The sequence below is a fragment of the Pseudomonas guariconensis genome, assembly GCF_015680235.1.
Lineage (GTDB): Bacteria > Pseudomonadota > Gammaproteobacteria > Pseudomonadales > Pseudomonadaceae > Aquipseudomonas > Aquipseudomonas guariconensis_A.
The window spans coordinates 204,760-223,881 of sequence record NZ_JADLJL010000004.1; the positions used below are offsets into that span (position 1 = coordinate 204,760).

The 19,122-nt window shown below is 65.6% G+C and carries 15 protein-coding genes; 8 read left to right on the forward strand and 7 right to left on the reverse strand.

The genetic code is table 11. The annotated features are described in order from the left end of the window. The first annotated feature begins 239 nt into the window (after positions 1–239). The 8 genes from glnE to IRZ56_RS05395 all read left to right on the forward strand — a co-directional run bounded on the left by glnE (position 240) and on the right by IRZ56_RS05395 (position 10,340). Complete coding sequence (gene glnE / locus IRZ56_RS05360) at positions 240–3,173, forward strand: bifunctional [glutamate--ammonia ligase]-adenylyl-L-tyrosine phosphorylase/[glutamate--ammonia-ligase] adenylyltransferase (protein WP_196143970.1); 2,934 nt, start codon at positions 240–242, stop codon at positions 3,171–3,173. A 197-nt stretch (positions 3,174–3,370) separates the two neighbouring features. Then, positions 3,371–4,420: a lipopolysaccharide heptosyltransferase II gene (gene waaF / locus IRZ56_RS05365; RefSeq protein WP_196143971.1), complete on the forward strand. Its 1,050-nt coding sequence runs from the start codon at positions 3,371–3,373 to the stop codon at positions 4,418–4,420. After that, positions 4,421–5,479 (forward strand): lipopolysaccharide heptosyltransferase I, encoded by a 1,059-nt coding sequence (gene waaC / locus IRZ56_RS05370; RefSeq protein WP_196143972.1) that lies wholly within the window; start codon positions 4,421–4,423, stop codon positions 5,477–5,479. It abuts the gene before it with no gap. Continuing rightward, entirely contained in the window at positions 5,479–6,603 is a 1,125-nt protein-coding gene (locus tag IRZ56_RS05375; protein ID WP_196143973.1) for a glycosyltransferase family 4 protein, read from the forward strand. The genes waaC and IRZ56_RS05375 overlap by 1 nt, the downstream gene beginning before the upstream one ends. Beyond that, positions 6,600–7,406 carry a lipopolysaccharide core heptose(I) kinase RfaP gene (gene rfaP / locus IRZ56_RS05380; protein WP_196143974.1) on the forward strand — a complete coding sequence of 269 codons (807 nt, stop codon included), beginning with the start codon at positions 6,600–6,602 and terminating at the stop codon, positions 7,404–7,406. Before IRZ56_RS05375 ends, rfaP begins: the two co-directional genes overlap by 4 nt. Continuing rightward, positions 7,406–8,149: a lipopolysaccharide kinase InaA family protein gene (locus IRZ56_RS05385; RefSeq protein ID WP_196143975.1), complete on the forward strand. Its 744-nt coding sequence runs from the start codon at positions 7,406–7,408 to the stop codon at positions 8,147–8,149. The genes rfaP and IRZ56_RS05385 overlap by 1 nt, the downstream gene beginning before the upstream one ends. Next, a complete protein-coding gene (locus IRZ56_RS05390) occupies positions 8,146–8,898 on the forward strand; it encodes a lipopolysaccharide kinase InaA family protein (RefSeq protein ID WP_196143976.1) in 753 nt (250 codons plus the stop codon). The genes IRZ56_RS05385 and IRZ56_RS05390 overlap by 4 nt, the downstream gene beginning before the upstream one ends. Further along, the gene (locus tag IRZ56_RS05395; RefSeq protein ID WP_196143977.1) at positions 8,898–10,340 is read left to right on the forward strand and encodes a lipopolysaccharide kinase InaA family protein; all 1,443 of its coding nucleotides are present in this window, start codon (positions 8,898–8,900) and stop codon (positions 10,338–10,340) included. The genes IRZ56_RS05390 and IRZ56_RS05395 overlap by 1 nt, the downstream gene beginning before the upstream one ends. Before the next feature lie 107 nt (positions 10,341–10,447). Here IRZ56_RS05395 and IRZ56_RS05400 read toward each other — a convergent pair whose 3' ends face one another. From IRZ56_RS05400 to IRZ56_RS05430, 7 genes are all read right to left on the reverse strand, one after another. Then, positions 10,448–10,624 carry a hypothetical protein gene (locus tag IRZ56_RS05400; RefSeq protein WP_196143978.1) on the reverse strand — a complete coding sequence of 59 codons (177 nt, stop codon included), beginning with the start codon at positions 10,622–10,624 and terminating at the stop codon, positions 10,448–10,450. Continuing rightward, positions 10,621–11,733, reverse strand: a complete 1,113-nt coding sequence (locus IRZ56_RS05405; protein WP_196143979.1) for a PepSY-associated TM helix domain-containing protein — start codon at positions 11,731–11,733, stop codon at positions 10,621–10,623. Before IRZ56_RS05405 ends, IRZ56_RS05400 begins: the two co-directional genes overlap by 4 nt. Before the next feature lie 124 nt (positions 11,734–11,857). After that, a complete protein-coding gene (locus tag IRZ56_RS05410; RefSeq protein WP_196143980.1) occupies positions 11,858–14,290 on the reverse strand; it encodes a TonB-dependent siderophore receptor in 2,433 nt (810 codons plus the stop codon). 242 nt (positions 14,291–14,532) lie between these two features. Further along, complete coding sequence (locus tag IRZ56_RS05415; protein ID WP_196143981.1) at positions 14,533–15,489, reverse strand: FecR domain-containing protein; 957 nt, start codon at positions 15,487–15,489, stop codon at positions 14,533–14,535. Then, complete coding sequence (locus tag IRZ56_RS05420) at positions 15,486–16,004, reverse strand: RNA polymerase sigma factor (RefSeq protein WP_196143982.1); 519 nt, start codon at positions 16,002–16,004, stop codon at positions 15,486–15,488. The genes IRZ56_RS05415 and IRZ56_RS05420 overlap by 4 nt, the downstream gene beginning before the upstream one ends. 289 nt (positions 16,005–16,293) lie before the next feature. Next, positions 16,294–17,004 (reverse strand): PolC-type DNA polymerase III, encoded by a 711-nt coding sequence (locus IRZ56_RS05425; protein ID WP_196143983.1) that lies wholly within the window; start codon positions 17,002–17,004, stop codon positions 16,294–16,296. Further along, the gene (locus tag IRZ56_RS05430; protein ID WP_196143984.1) at positions 17,001–18,938 is read right to left on the reverse strand and encodes a putative nucleotidyltransferase substrate binding domain-containing protein; all 1,938 of its coding nucleotides are present in this window, start codon (positions 18,936–18,938) and stop codon (positions 17,001–17,003) included. Before IRZ56_RS05430 ends, IRZ56_RS05425 begins: the two co-directional genes overlap by 4 nt. Between the last annotated feature and the right edge of the window lie 184 nt (positions 18,939–19,122).

Genomic DNA, 19,122 nt, shown 5'->3' on the forward strand with positions numbered 1-19,122 from the left:
TTTTGAAGCGCAGGGGTAGTAGTAAAACTACAGAAAAGCGGCATTTTGTCGCACTCTGGCTTGTGGGGAAAATCGTTCCCGTAGGTTGGGACTGGGCTTTGATCGGGTGAATCTTGATGTTTTTTACCAATGATTCGTTTATTTCAGCTATTTCCAACTTTTGTATGACAGTCCAACCGTGGTCCGGCGCCCCCTTGGCCGCACCTACCCCTCTCTTTCACGCCGATCAAGGATAGACCATGCGCCTGCCTTTGCCGCTCGATCTGCCCGCTGCCCTGCAACCGCTGGTCGCACGTAACCAACAGTCCCTGCGCGAGGCGATCGCCGGTCTCGACGGGCTGGACTTGGACCATTGGAGCCCGGCACAGCTGAAAGCGTTCGATCAGGTTGCCGCCGCCAGCGATTTCGTCCTGGAAGTGGCCTTGCGCGAGCCGGCCATGCTGTTCGACCTGCAAGCCAGCGGTGAGCTGGAGCGGCCTTTCGCCCCCGGCGAGCTGTGCGCCCGCGTCGCTGCCGCCGCCCAGGCCGCGCAGAGCGAGGACGAGCTGGCGCGCAACCTGCGCCGTGAGCGCAACCGCCAGCAGGTGCGCATCATCTGGCGCGACATCACCCGCCAGGCATTGCTGGGCGAGACCTGCCGCGACCTTTCCGACCTGGCCGACGCGTCCATCGACCAAGCCTATCAATGGTTGTACCCGCGCCATTGCCAGCAGTTCGGCACGCCCATCGGCAACCGCAGCGGCCAGCCGCAACATATGGTGGTGCTGGGCATGGGCAAGCTGGGGGCGGTGGAGCTGAACCTGTCCTCGGACATCGACCTGATCTTCGCCTTCCCTGAGGGCGGCGAGACCGAAGGCGTGAAGCGCTCGCTGGACAATCAGGAGTTCTTCACCCGCCTGGGCCAGCGCCTGATCAAGGCACTGGACCCGGTGACCGTCGACGGCTTCGTGTTCCGCGTCGACATGCGCCTGCGCCCCTACGGCTCGGCCGGTGCCTTGGTGCTGTCGTTCAATGCGCTGGAGCAGTATTACCAGGACCAGGGCCGCGACTGGGAACGCTACGCCATGATCAAGGCCCGCGTCGTGGCCGGCGACCAGGTGGCCGGCGCCCAGTTGCAGGACATGCTGCGCCCGTTCGTCTACCGCCGTTACCTGGACTTCTCGGCGATCGAGGCGCTGCGCACCATGAAGCAGCTGATCCAGCAGGAAGTGCGACGCAAGGGCATGGCCGAAAACATCAAGCTTGGCGCCGGTGGCATTCGTGAGGTGGAGTTCATCGCACAGGCGTTTCAGCTGATCCACGGCGGGCGCGACCTGAGCTTGCAGCAACGGCCGCTGCTCAAGGTGTTGGCCACCCTGGAAGGCCAGGGTTACCTGCCGCCGGCGGTGGTCGCCGAGCTGCGCGAAGGGTATGAGTTCCTGCGCTACACCGAACATGCCATCCAGGCCATTGCCGACCGCCAGACGCAGATGCTGCCCGAAGACGACAAGGACCGCGCGCGGGTCGCCTATATCCTTGGTTTTGCCGACTGGCAGGGCTTCCACGCGCAGTTGATGCGCTGGCGTGAACGCATCGACTGGCATTTCCGCCAGGTGATCGCCGACCCGGATGAGGAAGAAGGCGAAGGCGAGCTGGTGGTCGGTGGCGAGTGGTCGCCGTTGTGGGAGCAGGCCCAGGATGAGGAGGCGGCTTGCCGCCAGCTGGAAGAAGCCGGGTTCCGCCAGAGCGCCGAGGCCTTGCGTCGGCTGGCTGCTCTGCGTGCGAGCCCGCAGTTGCGCTCGATGCAGCGCATCGGCCGCGAGCGCCTGGATGCCTTCATTCCGCGCCTGCTGGCCCAGGCTGTGGAGCACGAGGACCCGGACTTGGTGCTGGAGCGGGTGCTGCCGTTGGTCGAGGCCGTGGCGCGGCGTTCGGCCTACCTGGTGCTGCTCACCGAGAACCCGGGCGCCTTGCGCCGCCTGCTTACCCTGTGTGCGGCCAGCCCATGGATTGCCGAGCAGATCGCCCGCTTCCCGCTGCTGCTTGACGAACTGCTCAACGAAGGCCGCCTGTTCAGCCCGCCGTTGGCGCCGGAACTGGCATCCGAGCTGCGCGAGCGCCTTACGCGCATCCCCGAAGATGACCTGGAGCAGCAGATGGAGGCGCTGCGCCACTTCAAGCTGGCCCACAGCCTGCGGGTGGCCGCCTCGGAGATCACCGGCAACCTGCCGCTGATGAAGGTCAGCGACTATCTGACCTGGCTGGCCGAGGCGATCCTCGACCAAGTGCTGGCCCTGGCCTGGCGCCAGACCGTGGCGCGCCACGGTCAGCCCAGGCGCAGCGACGGCAGCCTGTGTGATCCGGGCTTCATCATCGTCGGCTATGGCAAGGTCGGTGGCATCGAGCTGGGCCATGGCTCGGACCTGGACCTGGTGTTCATCCACGATGGCGACCCCCAGGCCGAGACCGATGGCGCCAAGCCCATCGATGGCGCGCAGTTCTTCACCCGCCTGGGCCAGCGCATCATCCACATGCTGACCACCCAGACCAACTCCGGCCAGCTCTACGACGTCGACATGCGCTTGCGCCCCTCGGGGGCAGCAGGCTTGCTGGTGAGTTCGCTGGGCGCGTTCGAGCGCTACCAGCAGAACGAAGCCTGGACCTGGGAGCACCAGGCCCTGGTGCGGGCACGGGTGCTGGTGGGCTGCAAGCAGGTGGCGGCGGCCTTCGAAAGCGTGCGCGCGCGGGTGTTGGGCCGCCCCCACGATCTGGACAAACTGCGCGAGGACGTGAGCGAGATGCGCGCCAAGATGCGCGGCAACCTCGGCACCAAGAGCACCGCCGCAGGCACGGCCGCCAATGCCTTCGAGGCCGGCGTGCCCTTCGATATCAAGCAGGATGCCGGCGGTATCGTGGATATCGAATTTATGGTGCAATACGCCGCTTTGGCCTGGTCCCACGACCACCCGGCCCTGCTGCGCTGGACCGACAACATCCGCATCCTGGAAGAGCTGGAACAGGCGGGTTTGATGCCTGCCAGTGACGCGGTGCTGCTGCGTGAGGTGTACAAGGCGTTCCGCTCGGCCTCCCATCGCCAGGCGCTGCAGAAGCAGGCGGGGGTGATCGATGCGGCGCAGTTTGCCGATGAGCGCCGTGAAGTGCGGCGGATCTGGGGAGCGCTGGGGTTGACCTGAGATTGCCGGGGCCGCCTTGCGGCCCTTTCGCGGCTGTGCGGTTCCTGTAGGAGCGGCCTTGTGCCGCGAAAGGGCTGCAAGGCAGCCCCAAAAATCCATGCCTCACCACCGGTGGTACACTGTCCGCCACATAGCCTGAATATAAAGAGGGGAGGCCAGGCCGAAGCCGGGCCTCCCCGAGCGTTTCTGGACCAAGCATGAGAATACTGATCATTGGCCCCAGCTGGGTCGGCGACATGGTGATGGCGCAGACCTTGTTCCAGTGCCTGAAGCAGCAGCATCCCGAATGCGTGATCGATGTGTTGGCCCCCGAGTGGAGCCGACCGATCCTCGAGCGCATGCCCGAGGTGCGCCAAGCCCTGAGCTTCCCGCTCGGCCACGGCGCGCTGGAGCTGGCCACGCGCCGGCGCATCGGCAAATCGCTGGCGGGCCAGTATGACCAGGCGATCCTTTTGCCCAACTCGTTGAAGTCGGCGTTGGTGCCGTTCTTCGCTGGCATTCCCAAACGCACCGGTTGGCGTGGCGAGATGCGCTTCGGCTTGCTCAACGATGTGCGCAAGCTGGACAAGGCCCGCTACCCGCTGATGATCGAACGCTTCATGGCCCTGGCCTACGCGCCGGGCGCCGAGCTGCCACAGCCCTACCCGCGGCCGAGCCTGCAGATCGAGGCGCAGAGCCGTGACGCTGCTTTGGCCAAGTTCGGCCTGGCACTGGACCGCCCGGTGCTGGCGCTGTGCCCGGGGGCCGAATTCGGCGAGGCCAAGCGCTGGCCGGGCGAGCACTACGCCGAAGTGGCCGACGCAATGATCCGCCAGGGCTGGCAAGTCTGGCTGTTCGGTTCGAAGAACGACCATCCGGTGGGTGAGTCGATCCGCGACCGGCTGATCCCGGGTTTCCGGGAAGAATCCTATAACCTTGCCGGGGAAACCTCCCTGGCCGAGGCCATCGACCTGCTGTCGTGCGCCGATGCGGTGGTGTCCAACGACTCCGGCCTGATGCACGTGGCTGCCGCCCTGAACCGCCCGCTGGTGGCGGTCTACGGCTCCACATCGCCGGGCTTCACCCCGCCGCTGGCCGAGCACGTGGAAATCGTGCGCCTGGGCATCGAGTGCAGCCCCTGCTTCGACCGCACCTGCCGCTTCGGCCACTACAACTGCCTACGCCTGCTCGAGCCTGCGCAGGTGATCGCTGCGCTCACGCGCCTGGGCGGGCCTAACCTGATCGATGTCATGGCCGAGGTCGACTAAGTGCGGGTCCTGATCATCAAGACGTCCTCCCTGGGGGACGTGATCCACACCTTGCCGGCTATCACCGACGCCGCCCATGCCATCCCTGGTATCCGCTTCGACTGGGTGGTGGAAGAAGGCTTCGCCGAGATCCCCAGCTGGCATCCGGCGGTCGACCAGGTCATCCCGGTGGCCATACGTCGTTGGCGCAAGAACCTCTGGCAGACGCTCAAGAGCGGCGAGTGGAAGGCGTTCAAGCAGCGCCTGCGCGAGCGCAAGTACGACCTAGTGATCGACGCCCAGGGCTTGGTCAAGTCGGCCTGGCTGACCCGTTACGTCAAGGCGCCGGTGGCCGGGCTGGACCGTTATTCGGCGCGTGAAGGCTGGGCCAGCCGTTTCTATGACCGGCGTCTGTCGGTCGCGGTCGGCCAGCACGCGGTGGAACGGGTGCGCCAGCTGTTCGCCCTGGCCCTGGCCTACGATCTACCCGAAGGCCTTGGCCGCTATGGCCTGGAGCTCGATCGTCTGCAACTGCCGCCCGCTGCGCCCTATGTGGTGTTCCTGCATGGCACCACCTGGGCCACCAAGCACTGGCCCGAGGCCTACTGGCGCGAGCTGGCCGAGCGGCTGGGCCGGCGCAACCTGCAGGTGCGCCTGCCTTGGGGCAACCCGGCGGAGAAGGCCCGCGCCGAGCGCATCGCCCAGGGCTTGAAGAACTGCGAGGTACTGCCCAAGTTGAACCTGGCGGGGGTTGCGCGCGTGCTGGCGGCAGCCAAGGCCTGTGTGGCGGTGGATACCGGCCTTGGCCATCTGGCGGCGGCGCTGGACGTGCCGACCATCTCGCTGTTCGGCCCGACCAACCCGGGCCTGACCGGCGCCTACGGGCGCAGCCAGGTCCACCAGGCCAGCGATTGGCCATGCGCGCCTTGCCTGCAGAAGAAGTGCACCTACAAACCGAGCGCCGAAGACTTGCGCCGGTTCGATCTCAAACGCGAGTGGCCGCTGTGCTTCACTCGCCTGAATCCCGAGCATGTGGCGAGCCGCTTGAGCGCGTTGCTGCTGGCTGAGGATGTTCGTTGATGCAACTGGCTTTCGTGCTCTACAAATATTTCCCCTTCGGCGGGCTGCAGCGCGACTTCATGCGCATCGCCCTGGAGTGCCAGAAGCGGGGCCACCAGATCCGGGTCTACACGTTGATCTGGGAGGGTGACATTCCACCGGGCTTCGAGGTGCTGGTGGCGCCGGTCAAGGCGCTGTTCAACCATCGGCGCAACGAGAAGCTCAGCGCCTGGATGGCCGCCGACCTTGCCAAGCGCCCGGTCGACCGCCTGATCGGCTTCAACAAGATGCCCGGCCTGGACGTGTACTACGCCGCCGACGGCTGCTTCGAAGACAAGGCCCAGACACTGCGCGGCGGCCTGTACCGTCGCTGGGGCCGCTACCGGCACTTCGCCGAATACGAGCGCGCGGTGTTCGCCAAGGACGCCCGCACCGAGGTGCTGATGATCTCCGAAGTGCAGCAGCCGCTGTTCATCAAGCACTACGGCACGCCGGTGGAGCGTTTCCACCTGCTGCCACCGGGTATTTCCCAGGACCGCCGGCGCCCGGCCGACGCCGATGCGATCCGCGCCGCGTTTCGCAAGGAGTTCGGCCTGGGCGATGATGACCTGTTGCTGGTACAGATCGGCTCCGGCTTCAAGACCAAGGGCGTCGACCGCAGCCTCAAGGCCCTGGCCGCGCTGCCCTCGGCCCTGCGCAAGCGTACCCGGCTGATGGTGATCGGCCAGGACGACCCCAAGGTGTTCCAGTTGCAGAGCGCCACGCTCGGCCTGGGCGAGCAGGTGCAGTTCCTCAAGGGGCGCAGCGACATTCCGCGCTTCCTGCTCGGGGCCGACCTGCTGATCCACCCGGCGTACAACGAGAACACCGGCACCGTGCTGCTCGAGGCCCTGGTGGCCGGCCTGCCGGTATTGGTGTCCCAGGTGTGCGGCTATGCCCACTACATCGCCGAGGCCGACAGCGGCCTGGTGCTGGACGAGCCGTTCGAGCAGGAGCAGCTCAATCGCTATCTGCAGCGCATGCTCGAAGACGACCAGGCCCGTGCCAACTGGTCGCGCAACGGCTTGGCCTTCGCTGACACCGCTGACCTGTACAGCATGCCGCAGCATGCTGCCGACGTGATCCTCGGGCAGGAGGCCGCATGAAGTTGATACTGGCCGAACCCTTCAAACGCCTATGGGCCGGGCGCGACCCCTTCGAGGCCGTGGAAGCCTTGCAAGGCGAAGTGTTCCGTGAGCTCGAAGGCCGGCGCACCTTGCGCACCGAGGTGGACGGCGAGGGCTATTTCGTCAAGATCCACCGTGGCATCGGTTGGGGCGAGATCTTCAAGAACCTGTTCAGCGCCAAATTGCCGGTGCTCGGTGCCGGCCAGGAGTGGCGGGCGATCCAGCGCCTGCATGAAGTCGGCGTGCCGACCATGACCGCCGTGGCCTATGGCGAGCGCGGCAGCAACCCGGCCACCCAGCATTCGTTCATCGTCACCGAAGAGCTGGCGCCGACCATCAGCCTGGAAGACTTCAGCCTCGACTGGGTCAGGCAGCCGCCGCCACCACGCCTGAAGTGGGCGCTGATCGCCGAGGTGGCGAAGATGACCGGCGGTATGCACCGTGCCGGGGTCAACCACCGCGACTGCTATATCTGCCACTTCCTGTTGCACACCGACCGGCCGGTGACGCCCGAGGACTTGAAGCTGTCGGTGATCGACCTGCACCGCGCCCAGACCCGTGGCAGCATCACCCGCCGCTGGCGTGACAAGGACCTGGCTGCCCTGTATTTCTCGGCCCTGGACATCGGCCTGACCCGCCGCGACAAGCTGCGTTTTTTGCGCGGCTACTTCCAGCGCCCGTTGCGCCAGGTGCTGGCCGACGAGGCTGCGCTGCTCGCCTGGCTCGAACGCAAGGCGCAGAAACTCTACGATCGCAAGCAACGCTATGGGGATGCGCTCTGATGGCGGGTTGGACACTGGCTCCAGGCTACGAAGGCCTGGCGGCGGATTTCGGCAGTCTGGATGCGGTGTTCGCCCTTCAGGGCGAACGCCTGACCCGCGACCCGCTCAGCGAAGTGGTGCGCATCGAGCGCGACGGGGTCAACTACTACGTAAAGCGCTACACCGGTGCCGGCAAGGCCTTGCGCCGCTATGTGGGCCGCCCACGGATCAAGGCCGAGTGGCAGAACCTCAAGCAGTTCGCCAAATGGGATATCCCCACCGCCGAAGTGGTGGCCTATGGCCTTGAGCGCAACGGCTTGGCCTTCGGCCGCGGGGCCATGATCACCCGCGAACTGCCGCGCACCGAGGACCTCTCGGCCTTGGCCGAGCGCAAGGACCCACGCCTGGCCGACCGCGCCTGGGTCGACCATGTCAGCCGCCAGTTGGCGCGCCACACCCGGGTGATGCACGCACATCGTTTCGCCCACAACGACCTGAAGTGGCGCAATTTGCTGGTGGACGATAACGCCACGGTGTTCTTCATCGACTGCCCCACTGGCGATTTCTGGCGCGGCTGTCGCGCGTGCATGCTGCGCCACCGCCTGATCAAGGACCTGGCGTGCCTGGACAAGGTTGCCAAATACCACCTGTCATCGACCCAACGCCTGCGTTTCTACCTGCAATACCGTGAACAGAAACGGCTCACGGCCAAGGACAAGCAGTGCATCCGCCAGGTGGTGAGCTTTTTCGAGGGAAGGGAATGACCGACTACCTGGCCAGCGCCGACCAGGCGCTGCTGCAACGTCATGGCTTGAACGACTTCGAGGCGCTGTGGGCGCTGCAACTGGATGCCGTGGATGAGCCCAACACCGGCCGTGGCGGCTGGAGCAGCGTCTTCCGCCTGGAGCTCGAGGGCAAGGGTTTCTACCTCAAGCGCCAGAGCGACTACCTCACCCGCACCCTGCACCGCCCCTTCGGTGAGCCGACCTTCGCGCGAGAATTTCGTAACATCAGCCGTTACCAGAAGCTGAAGATCCCCGCCTTGCAGGCGGTGTTCTATGGTGAACGCAAGGGTAACGGCCAGCACCGGGCCATCCTCATGACCCGAGCACTGGACGACTGGCGTGACCTGGACAGCCTGCTGGCCCAGTGGCCCCAGCTTGAAGCCGCCAGCCGCCTGGGTATCCTCCAGGCCTGTGGCCAGCTGGCCCGTACTCTGCACGCGGCAGGCCAGGTGCATGGCTGTTTCTATCCCAAGCACATCTTCCTGCGCGAACGTCGCGAAGGCTGGCAGGCTCAACTGATCGACCTGGAAAAGACCCGTCCGCTGCTGTTCGGCATGCGTGACCGGCTCAAGGACCTCGAGCCTTTGCTGCGCCGAGCGGGCGCCTGGAGCGAGGTGGATGTGCGCAACCTGTTGGCGGCCTACCTTGAACAGCCGGTAGACAGTACGCTGGTCGATAGCTGGCTGCAGCGCCTGGTGCGCCGCCGCCGTGAAAAGGAGGCGCGCTGATGCAACTGTCCGAACTGAAGAACGCTGGGCGCAACCCATCGCTACCCCTGACCGTGACGTTGGCCGACGCTGCCGGCAGTGCCGACCTGCAGCTGCTTAGCCTGCTGCGTGTGCTGCCGGGCCAGCGCTATGTCGGCGCTGGCATCTGGCGCGGCACACCCGTACTGGCCAAGTTGCTGGTGGGCAGCAATGCCGCCCGCCACTTCCAGCGTGAGCTGGAGGGCGTGAAGCTGCTGGCCGGCCAGGGTCTCACGACCCCGCAACTGCTGGCCGACGGCCTCAAGGAAGGCGAGGGCGGCTGGCTGCTGTTCGAATTCCTCGATGGCGCGCAGAGCCTTGCCGACGCCTGGGCCGATGTCGAAAACCTGCCGGTGCTGGCCGACGAGCAGCAACTGGTATTGGGCGAAGCGCTGGCGGCTGTGGCGCAGATGCACGCCAAGGGCCTGTGGCAGGAAGACCTGCACCTGGACAACCTGCTGCGCCATGGCGGCCAGCTGTACCTGATCGATGGCGCGGGTATCAAGGCCGAAGCCCCGGGGCAGCAGCTGTCGCGCCAGAAAGTGCTGGAGAACCTGGGCGTACTGTTCGCCCAATTGCCCAAGCGCCTGGAGCCGTTCATCGAAGAGCTGCTGGTGCATTACCTGCTGGCCAACGCCGAACATGCCTTGCCGCTGGAGGCATTGCAGAAGCAGATCGACAAGGTGCGCAACTGGCGCCTGAAGGACTACCTGGAAAAGGCCGGGCGCGAGTGCACACTGTTCAGCGTCGAGCGCAGCCTGTCCGGGTTGCGGGCGGTTCGCCGGCCTGAGCGCGAGGCCCTGTTGCCGGTACTGGAGCAGGCCGATGCGCTGATCGACGAAGGCCACCTGTACAAGACCGGTGGCGCGGCCAGCGTGGCGCGTATCGAGTTGGGTAGCCGCACCCTGGTGCTCAAGCGCTACAACATCAAGAACACCGCCCACTGGTTCAAGCGCTTCTGGCGCCCGAGCCGCGCCTGGCATTCATGGATCGAAGGCCACCGCCTGGAGTTCCTCGACATTCCCACGCCACGGCCGCTGGCAGTGCTGGAACAGCGGGTGATGGGCCTGCGCAGCCGCGCCTACCTGGTGACCGAGTATGTCGACGGGCCGGACCTGATCGAGTGCTTCGGGCCCTACGTGGAAAGCGGCGATGCGCCGCAGGAGCAGGTGCAGGCCTTGGTGCACCTGATGCAGCAGCTGATTCGCGAACGTATCAGTCATGGCGACTTCAAGGGCCACAACCTGTTCTGGAAGGATGGCCAATGGTCGCTGATCGACCTGGATGCCATGTGCCAGCACGCCACCCAGCTGAGCTTCGCCCCGGCCTACGCCCGGGACCGGGCACGGATGCTGCGTAACTGGCCCAGTGGCAGTGCGCTGCATCGGCGGCTGGATGAGCTGTTGCCGCGGTTGGGCGAATAAACAAGGGGCGGCCCGGCAGCCCTTTCGCGGCACAAGGCCGGGTGCGCCTGGTTCGTGTAGGAGCGGCCTTGTGCCGCGAAAGGGCCGCAAGGCGGCCCCCTAGCCCCTCACTTCGACCACAGCCCCCGAAGCCCCAGCACCGCCGGTACCCCCAGCCCTACCCACGCCAGCACATCCCACCCGCCGTCCCCCAGCAAGGCGGCGAACAGCCCGCCAGCACCAAGCACGGCAATCACTACAGGCCAGGCAAAGATCCGCCGCGTCGGTTGCGACCTGTGGCTCATGCCGTCACCTCCCGAGCCTTGCGCTGCTTGCCCCACCACAGGTACACCCCGCTGCCGAGCACGATGATGGTCAGCACGTCGAGCACCGCCCAGAGAATCTGCATCGGCCGTCCGCCATAGTCGCCAAAGTGCAACGGTTGTGACAGGAGCATGGTGTCCATGTACCAGGGCCTTTCACCGACGGCCGTGACTGCCAGCGTGCGGGCGTCGATCAACACCGGGGTCAGCAAGTGCGACGTCAGGTGCGTGGCGCCTTTCATAAACACCGCATAGTGGTGCTCGCTGGAAAACCGTGTGCCTGGGAAGGCGATGAAGTCCGGCTGCATGCCAGGCGCGGCCTGGGTGGCGATGTCCAGCAGACGGCTGGCCGACGCGCGTTCGGTGAGCGGCGGGGCATCGTGATAGGGAGCGACCATCGCGGCCAAGCTGTCGTTGCGCCAGGCGGCGATGACCAGGTCGGAGAGGGCATTGATCACACCAGTGACCCCAACCACCAATGCCCAGGTGAGGGTGACGACGCCGATCAGGTTGTGCAGGTCGAGCCAGCGCAACCGGCGCGAGCGATCGTTGCGCACCGTCGCGAACTTCAGGCGGCGCATGAAGGGGGCGTAGAGGATGGTGCCGGAGATGATCGCCAGTACGAACAATACCCCCATGAACGCCAGCACCAGCTTGCCCGGCAGGCCAGCGAACATGTCCACGTGCAGGCGCAGCATGGTCATCATGAAGCCGCCGTTGGCTGCAGGCATGGCAACGGCCTCGCCGGTGCGGGCATCGAGCATGAAGGTATGCGACGAATTCGGCTCGGTGCCGGCCGTGGCAGCAGTGATGGCGATTACGCCGTTGCGATCGTCCTCGTCGTAGCCGAAATACTGCACCACTTCACCGGGGCGATGCGCCTGGGCCTTGAGCACCAGCTGCTGCAGGTCCAGGTGCGGGGTATCGGCAGGCATTCCACGCAGCACGGGGGCGTCGCCCAGCAGGTGCTCCAGCTCGTGGTGGAAGATCAGCGGCAGGCCGGTCAGGGCCAGCAACAGCAGGAACAAGGTGCAGACCAGGCTGCTCCAGGTGTGGATCACCGACCAGCGGCGGATGGTTTGGCTTTTCATCGTGGTTTCCGAAAGGTGCTAGCGACGCAATCGCGGGACAAGCCCGCTCCCACAGACGGCATACACCCCACTTCTGTAGGAGCGGCCTTGCGCCGCGAAAGGGCCGCGCAGCGGCCCCCGTTACTCAGAACTTGTAGGTAGCGCTGGCCACGACGCTGCGCTGATCCCCGTAATAGCAGTAATACGCGTCACAGGTGGAGATGTAGTCCTTGTCCAGCAGGTTGGTGGCATTGAGCGCTACCGAGGCCCCCTTGAGGCTGTTGTCCAGGCGCCCGAGGTCGTAGTGCACGGCCGCATCGAACACCGTGTACGCATTGGCCTTGCCCAGCCAGGTATTGCCTTGATCGCCATAGGTATTGCCGGTGTAGCGCGCGCCGAGACCGATCCCGAAGCCGTCCAGCACGCCGGTGTGCCAGGTGTAGTCGGCCCACAGCGAGGCTTGTTGGTTGGGCATCAACTGCAGGCGGTTGCCTTTGTACAGGCCATCCTGCACTTCGGACTTGGCCAAGGTGTAGGCGGCGACCACCTTCAGGTTCTCGGTCACATCGGAGACGGCTTCGAGTTCGAGACCTCGCACCTTTACTTCGCCGGTCTGGCTGGTAACGGTCACGCTGCCCACGTTATTGGTGACCGAGACGTTTTTCTGTGTCAGGTCGTAGACAGCTGCAGACAGCAAGGTGTTGGAGCCTGGGGGCTGGTATTTGATGCCCAGCTCCCATTGCTTGCCTTCGGTCGGCTTGAACGACTTCACCGGGTCGGCCGAGGCATTGCTGGTCGGCTGGAACGACTCGGCATAGGACAAATAGGGCACGAAGCCCGAATCGAACACGTAGCTGATAGCCGCGTTGCCACTGAAGTTGCTGTCGCGCTCGGTATTGGTGGCATCGCCCTTGTTGAAGAACGTGGTGCCGGTATGCACCCAGTCCTCACGCCCGCCCAAGGTCAGGCGCCAGTTGCCGAGGGCCATCTGGTCCTGAATGTAGACGCCGGTCTGGCGGGTCTTCTGGTTGTAGTCGTAAAAGGCCGAGGAGCGTGGCGGGCGAGTGATCGGCGCGCCGTACACTGGGTCGTTGACGTTGCTGTCCGGGACGTTGAAGTCGTAGATCGCCAAGTAGTTGGTATTGGTGCGCTGGTGGTCCAGGCCGATCAGCAGGGTGTGGCTGATGTCGCCGGTGGTGAAGTCGCCCTGGAAGTTGTTGTCCACGGCGAACTGGCTGATGTCTTCGTCGACATTGGTCGACATGCGTTTGACATTGCCCAGGTCGTCTACCGGCGGGTTGGATGTGTTGTAGGCGTTGACCGTGATCGTCTGGAACGCCAGGTCCGACTTGGTGTAGCGCAGGTTCTGGCGGAACTGCCAGACGTCATTGATGCGGTGTTCGAAAGCGTAGCCCAGCGCGTAATAGGTGCGGTCGTAGAACTCGTAGTTCGGGTCGCCCAGGTTCTTATGGTGGGAGACCTTGCCGAACGGCATGTCGATCTTGGTGCCCTGGATCGGGCGGAACTGGCTGGTGACCCCGGTATCGTCGCGGGTGAACTGGGTCAGGAAGGTCAGGGAGGTGTCTTCGTCGATGTTCCAGGTCAGGCTGGGCGCGAGGTTGTAGCGCTTGTCGTCGACGTGGTCGATCTGCGTGCCACCGTCGCGAAGCACGCCACTGAGGCTATAGAGGAACTGGCCTTGGTCGTCGAGCTTGCCGGTGCTGGCGAAGTTGATCTGGCGGTGGTTGTCGCTGCCGTATTGGAGCTGGATTTCCTGGCGGCTTTCGGCCTGTGGCCGGCGGCTGACCATATCCAGCAAGCCACCCGGGGGTGTCTGGCCATAGATCGATGATGCCGGGCCGCGCAGCAGGGCGAGGCGGTCAAGGTTCCAGGTTTCGGCCTTGGGGTTGGCATACACACCGCGGGGCAGCGGCAGGCCATCAAGGAACTGGGTCGGCTCGAAGCCGCGCACACGCATCCAGTCATAGCGCTTGTCGCTGCCGAAACTGGCAGAGACGATCCCGGGCATGTAGCGCACGGCGTCATCGAGGCTGTTCACGCCGCGGTCGTCCATTTGCTGGCGGGTGGCGACGGAAATCGAGCGGGGCACTTCGACCAGCGCGGTATCGGTCTTGGTACCTGAGGCGGTGCGCGTCGCGACGTAGCCATCCACCGGGCCCCACGCCGTTTCGTAGTGGCTGCTGGCATTGATCGCCGTCTCCGGCAGCGCCAGGGTACCGTCGGGTGCGGCCACCAGGCTGTAGCTCCCGACGCTGCTCTGCTGCAACTGCAACCCGGTACCGCGCAGGGCGGCCTGCAAGGCGCCGAGGGCATCGTACTGGCCGCTGACCGGGGCCGAGCTGCGCCCGCCCACCAAGGCCGGGTCCAGGGCCAGAGCGATGCCGGCTTGGCTGGCGATCTGGTTCAAGGTACTGGCCAACGGGGCGCTGGGCAGGTCATAGGCACGCAGGGCCGACTGCTCGGCGGCCTGCAGGGCAGGGCTTGCAAGCGGGGTAGCCAGGGCGATGGCCAGGGCCATCAGGCTGGGGCGCAGGAAACAATCAACGGCACGGGGCATGCAGCGGCTCCTCGACGGATAAGTGCTAGTTGCTTCCTTGCCGAGCGAAACTGGAAAAGTGACAGGGGGCTGTCGAAAAATGTGGAAGGTTGGGGTAATGCCAGTCAGTTAAGCCTTATCGGTTGCTCTTGGGGCTGCTAGGCAGCCCATCGCCGGCAAGCCGGCTCCCACGGTGACAGTGCTGCCCTCAAGGCTGACGCGTTACTTGTGGGAGCCGGCTTGCCGGCGATGGGCAGAGCGGGTTACTTGGGGCTGATACTCACCCACCACGGCGTATGCCGCTCGATCTTCACCGGCAGCACCGGCATCAGCGATGCCAGGGCCAGATCGGTATCGGTCAGCGGGAAGCTGCCGGTCACACGCAGGTCGGCCACTTCGTCGGCAACGCCCAGGTGGCCGTTGCGGTAACGGCCCAGCGCTGCGACCAGATCGGCCAGGCGCACGTTGTCCACCACCAGCATGCCGCGGGTCCAGGCATCGGCGCCCATGGCCACCGGGTCGACCCGGCCGAGGCCGTCGGCGGTCATCAGCACTTGTTGGCCTTCGCGCAGGACCTGCTCGTCACCGCTGTTGGACGGCTTGGCGGCCACCGCCGACTGCAGCACTTCAAGGCGCGTACCCTGGCTCTCGCGCTTGACCAGGAAGCGCGTACCCAAGGGGCGTAGGCGTCCGTCGTCGGTGCGCACCAGCAACGGCCGGGTGTCTTCATGGCCGGTTTGCACGGAAATTTCGCCCTGGTGCAGGACGATCAGGCGTTGCCCGCCTGCATAGTCGATGTCCACGGCCGTATTGGTGTTCAGGCTCAGCAGAGTGCCGTCTTCCAGGCGCAGCGTTCGCAGTTCGCCGGTGCCGGTGCGCTGGTCGGCCAGCCAGTACCCCGGCGACAGTGATGGCGCGCCGATGCCGAGCAGCAGCGCACCCACCAGCAGCGTCCCGGCCAGGCCGCCGCCGAGCCCGCCCAGGCGCCTGCGCAGGCCTGCCCGCGATTGCAGCAGTGCTTGGCGGGCGGGGCCGGCGGCAGCGCTCACACGCTGGTCGAGCATGCCCAGCTGACGCCAGGCACGGGCGTGTTCCTCGCTGGCGGTAAGCCAGCGCAGGAATTCGTTGCGCTCGTCCGGCGTAGCGCTGCCTTCGTCCTGGCTCAACTTCCAGGCGATGGCCGCATCCAGGACCTTGGCCGAAACCGACGCGTTGTTCACAGCGGCGCTCCATAGAGGGCCACGTAGCACTGGCGCATGCCCTGGGCGATGTACTGGCGCACGCGTGACACCGACACCCCCAGGCGTTCGGCGATCTCGCCATGGCCCATGCCGTCCAGGCGGTTATGCAGGAAGGCCGCGCGGGCCTTGCTCGACAGCTTGCCGAGCAGGCGGTCGATGGCCTTGAGGTCCTCGAGGACCAGGTGCTGCAGCTCAGGGGAGGGGTGTTCTGCCTCCGGCAGGCGTGCCAACTCTGCCAGGTAGGCCTGCTCCAGGGCGGCGCGGCGGAAGTGGTCGAACAGCAGACCCTTGGCCACGGCGACGAGAAACGCGCGGGGTTCGCGGGGGGTGACCAGCTGTTCGCGGCCGAGCAGGCGCACGAAGGTGTCCTGGCTCAGGTCTTCGGCGCGTTGGCGGCAGGCCGTGCTGCGTTGCAGCCAGGCCAGCAGCCAGGCGCGGTGGTCACGGTACAGGGTACCGACCAGCTCGGCATGTGGGCTCTGCGCAGACGACAAGGAGCGTCCCCCGGAATGAATGCGTTAACTAACGATAATTATTCGCGATTGTGACAGAGCCGGGGCGCGGGGTGCAATTGACGCTTATCGGATAGCTTGGCGGCTCTCCCTGTAGGAGATTACCCAGCCCTTCGGGCTGCGCTGTCGCGCAGAGAACCAGCAGCTAGCGCAGCCCCCTGTGGGAGCGGGCTTGTCCCGCGATTAAGGGCGAAGCCCTTGCCAGGCGACAGTGATATCCGGCCCGGCCCAATCGCGGGACAAGCCCGCTCCTACAGGGGAGGCGTAGGCTCTACAGGCCGTATTGGTGCGCCTTGCGCCGACGCCATTGTTGCAGGCGTAGGTTCAATTGCAGGGGGCTGTCCAGCTGCTGGCGCCGGGCTTGGCTGAACAGGATCAGGGCCAGTTCGGCGGTGACCTGGGCATCGGCACTGGCATGGTGACGCTCTTCCACCTGCAGGCCGAAGCGCGCGATCCAGTCGTCCAGGCTGGCCTCGCGCAGCACGGTGTCGGGGTTGAGCATGGGGGCCAGCTCGGCCATGTCGAAGAACGGGTGTTGCAGGCGGTAGCCGAGGCTGTCCTTGAGCGCCCGGGCCAGCATGCGTTGGTCGAAAGGCGCGTGGAAGGCCAGCACCGGGCTGTCCCCGATGAACTCCAACAGATCGACCAGGGCGTGGGCCGGGTCGCAGCCGGCGGCCAGGGCGCTCGGGCCCAGGCCGTGGATCAGTACGCTGGCGTTGGTCTTCTGGGCCGGCCGGTGCAAGGTGCGTTCGAATTGCTGGCCCAGGTCGATGGCGCCGTCCTCGATGGCCACGGCACCGATCGACAATACCTGGTCGCGGTTGACGTTCAGGCCGCTGGTCTCCAGATCCAGCACCACCCAGCGTTGCTCGCGCAAAGACGATACGCCCAAGGTCGGCGCCTTGGGCAGGCGCGCGAGGCGCTGGCGCAGGGGGTTGTCCAGTTCCGGCAGGGCCGGGCGCAGCCAGGCGAGCAGGTTCATAGCTGGTACCGCAGGGCCAGGCTGCTTTGCAGGCGCTGGGCCTGGCGCAGGGACTCGCGCAGGATGCGTCGGTCCAGATGGTTGAGGCTGTCCGGGTCGAGCCGGTTGGAGTAGGGCAGGTTGTCGCGGCTCTGGCGCTGGTGTTGCTGCATGCGGGTCTGCTGGATGAAGTGATAGGCCTCTTCGTACGCTGCGCCGTCCAGCGGGTCGATGATGCCGCGGGCCACCAGGTGGCGCAGGCGCTCGAGGGTATTGCAGGCCTTGATGCCATGGGCCAGGGCCAACAGCCGGGCGCCATCGACGAAGGGTGTCAGGCCTTGGACCTTGAGGTCCAGGGTGGCGGCCTTGTCATTGCCCTGGCGGGTCAGCACGAACTCGCGCAGGCGGCCTACCGGCGGGCGCTGGCGCAAGGCGTTGTCAGCCATCATGCGTTGGAAGATGCGGTTGTCGGCCACTTGTTCGAGCAGGGTACGGCGCACCTGTTCGCACCCGCTTTCATCGCCCCAGACCACGCGCAGGTCGAAGTAGATGCTCGAGCCGAGCAGGTTCTCTGGGCTTGCTTCGCGAATGAAGCCGCTGAAGCGTCGCGCCCATTCGCTGCGAGACAGGCACAACTCTGGGTTGCCGGCCATCACGTTACCCTTGCAGAGGGTGAAGCCGCACTGGGCCAGGCACTGGTTGATGTACTGCGCCAGTGGCAACAGGCGGGCGCGAATCGCCTCGGCCTCGGCGCCATCGGCGGCCTCGAAGAGAATTCCGTTGTCCTGGTCGGTGTGCAGGGTCTGCTCGCGCCGGCCTTCGCTGCCGAAGCACAACCAGCTGAACGGCACGCCTGGGTCGCCCCGTTCGGCCAGGACCAGCTCGATCACCCGGCACACGGTGTGGTCGTTGAGCAGGGTGATGATCTGCGTGATCTGGGTGGACGAGGCGCCATGGGCGAGCATGCGCTCGACCAACTGGCCGATCTCGCCGCGCAGCGACACCAGGTTCTCCAGGCGCGGGGCGTGGCGGATGGTGCGGGCCAGGTGCACCAGGTCGACCCGCTGCAGGGAGAACAGGTCACGTTCAGAGACCACGCCGCACAGGCGTTGATTGTCCACCAGGCAGACATGGGCGATATGTCGCTCGGTCATGGCCATGGCCGCGTCGAAGGCGCTGGCCTGAGGGCTGAGGTAGAACGGCTGCGCCGTCATGTAGCGCTCGATCGGCGCGGTCAGCTCGGCGCTGGCATCGGCTACCACCTGGCGTAGGTCGCGCAGGGTGAAGATACCGATGGGGAAGCGCTGCGGGTCGACGACCACGATGCTGCCGACCTGTTGTTCATGCATCAGCCCCACGGCTTCACGCAAAGGCGTTTGCGGCGTGCAGACCACCGGGTGGCGCATGGCCAGTTCGCCCAGCGGGGTGTTTAGCGAATACTGCGTGCCAAGGGTTTCCACCGCACGCTGGCGCACCTGTTGGTTGACCTGGTCGAGCAGGCTGCTGACGCCACGCAGAGCGAAGTCGCGGAAGGGCTCCGAGAGGGAGAACACGCGGATGAACGCGCCCTTGTTCAGTTGCAGGCAGAACGTGTCTTCGCCTGCCAGGTGCTCGGTGCGGGTGGCCCGTTCTCCGAGCAGTGCGGCGAGCGGGAAGCATTCGCCGCTGGCGATCTCGAACGTGGTCTCCACGCCCGGCTTGGTCACGTGCTGGCGCTCGCCGACCACCCGGCCCTGCTTGACGATGTAGAAATGCTCCACCGGGCCGTCGGCCGGTTTGATGATGCTTTCGCCGCTGGCAAAGAACCGCAGCTGGCACTGCTCCACCAGGTAGGCCAGGTGGCTGTGCTCCATCTGGTTGAACGGCGGAAAGCGCTGCAGGAACTGCAGGGTGCCTTGGATGTTCTGCAGAACCGCCGTTCTGCCGGCCTGGCTGTAGGCGTCCTTCTTGCTCATGGAACTGACCGCTTGGGGGGGGCCGTTGCAGACCCTGTTGTTCTAAGGCTCCATGGTCGGCTGGCGGCCTTGCGGTGCCCATTGGACGTAAGTCTATAAGCTACGCTGCGCGCTGCCCGGAGGCGCTTGGGTGTCAAATAGACGACGAAAGGCAGTTTGCATAGCGCTGTTTTGCGGTCTCAAC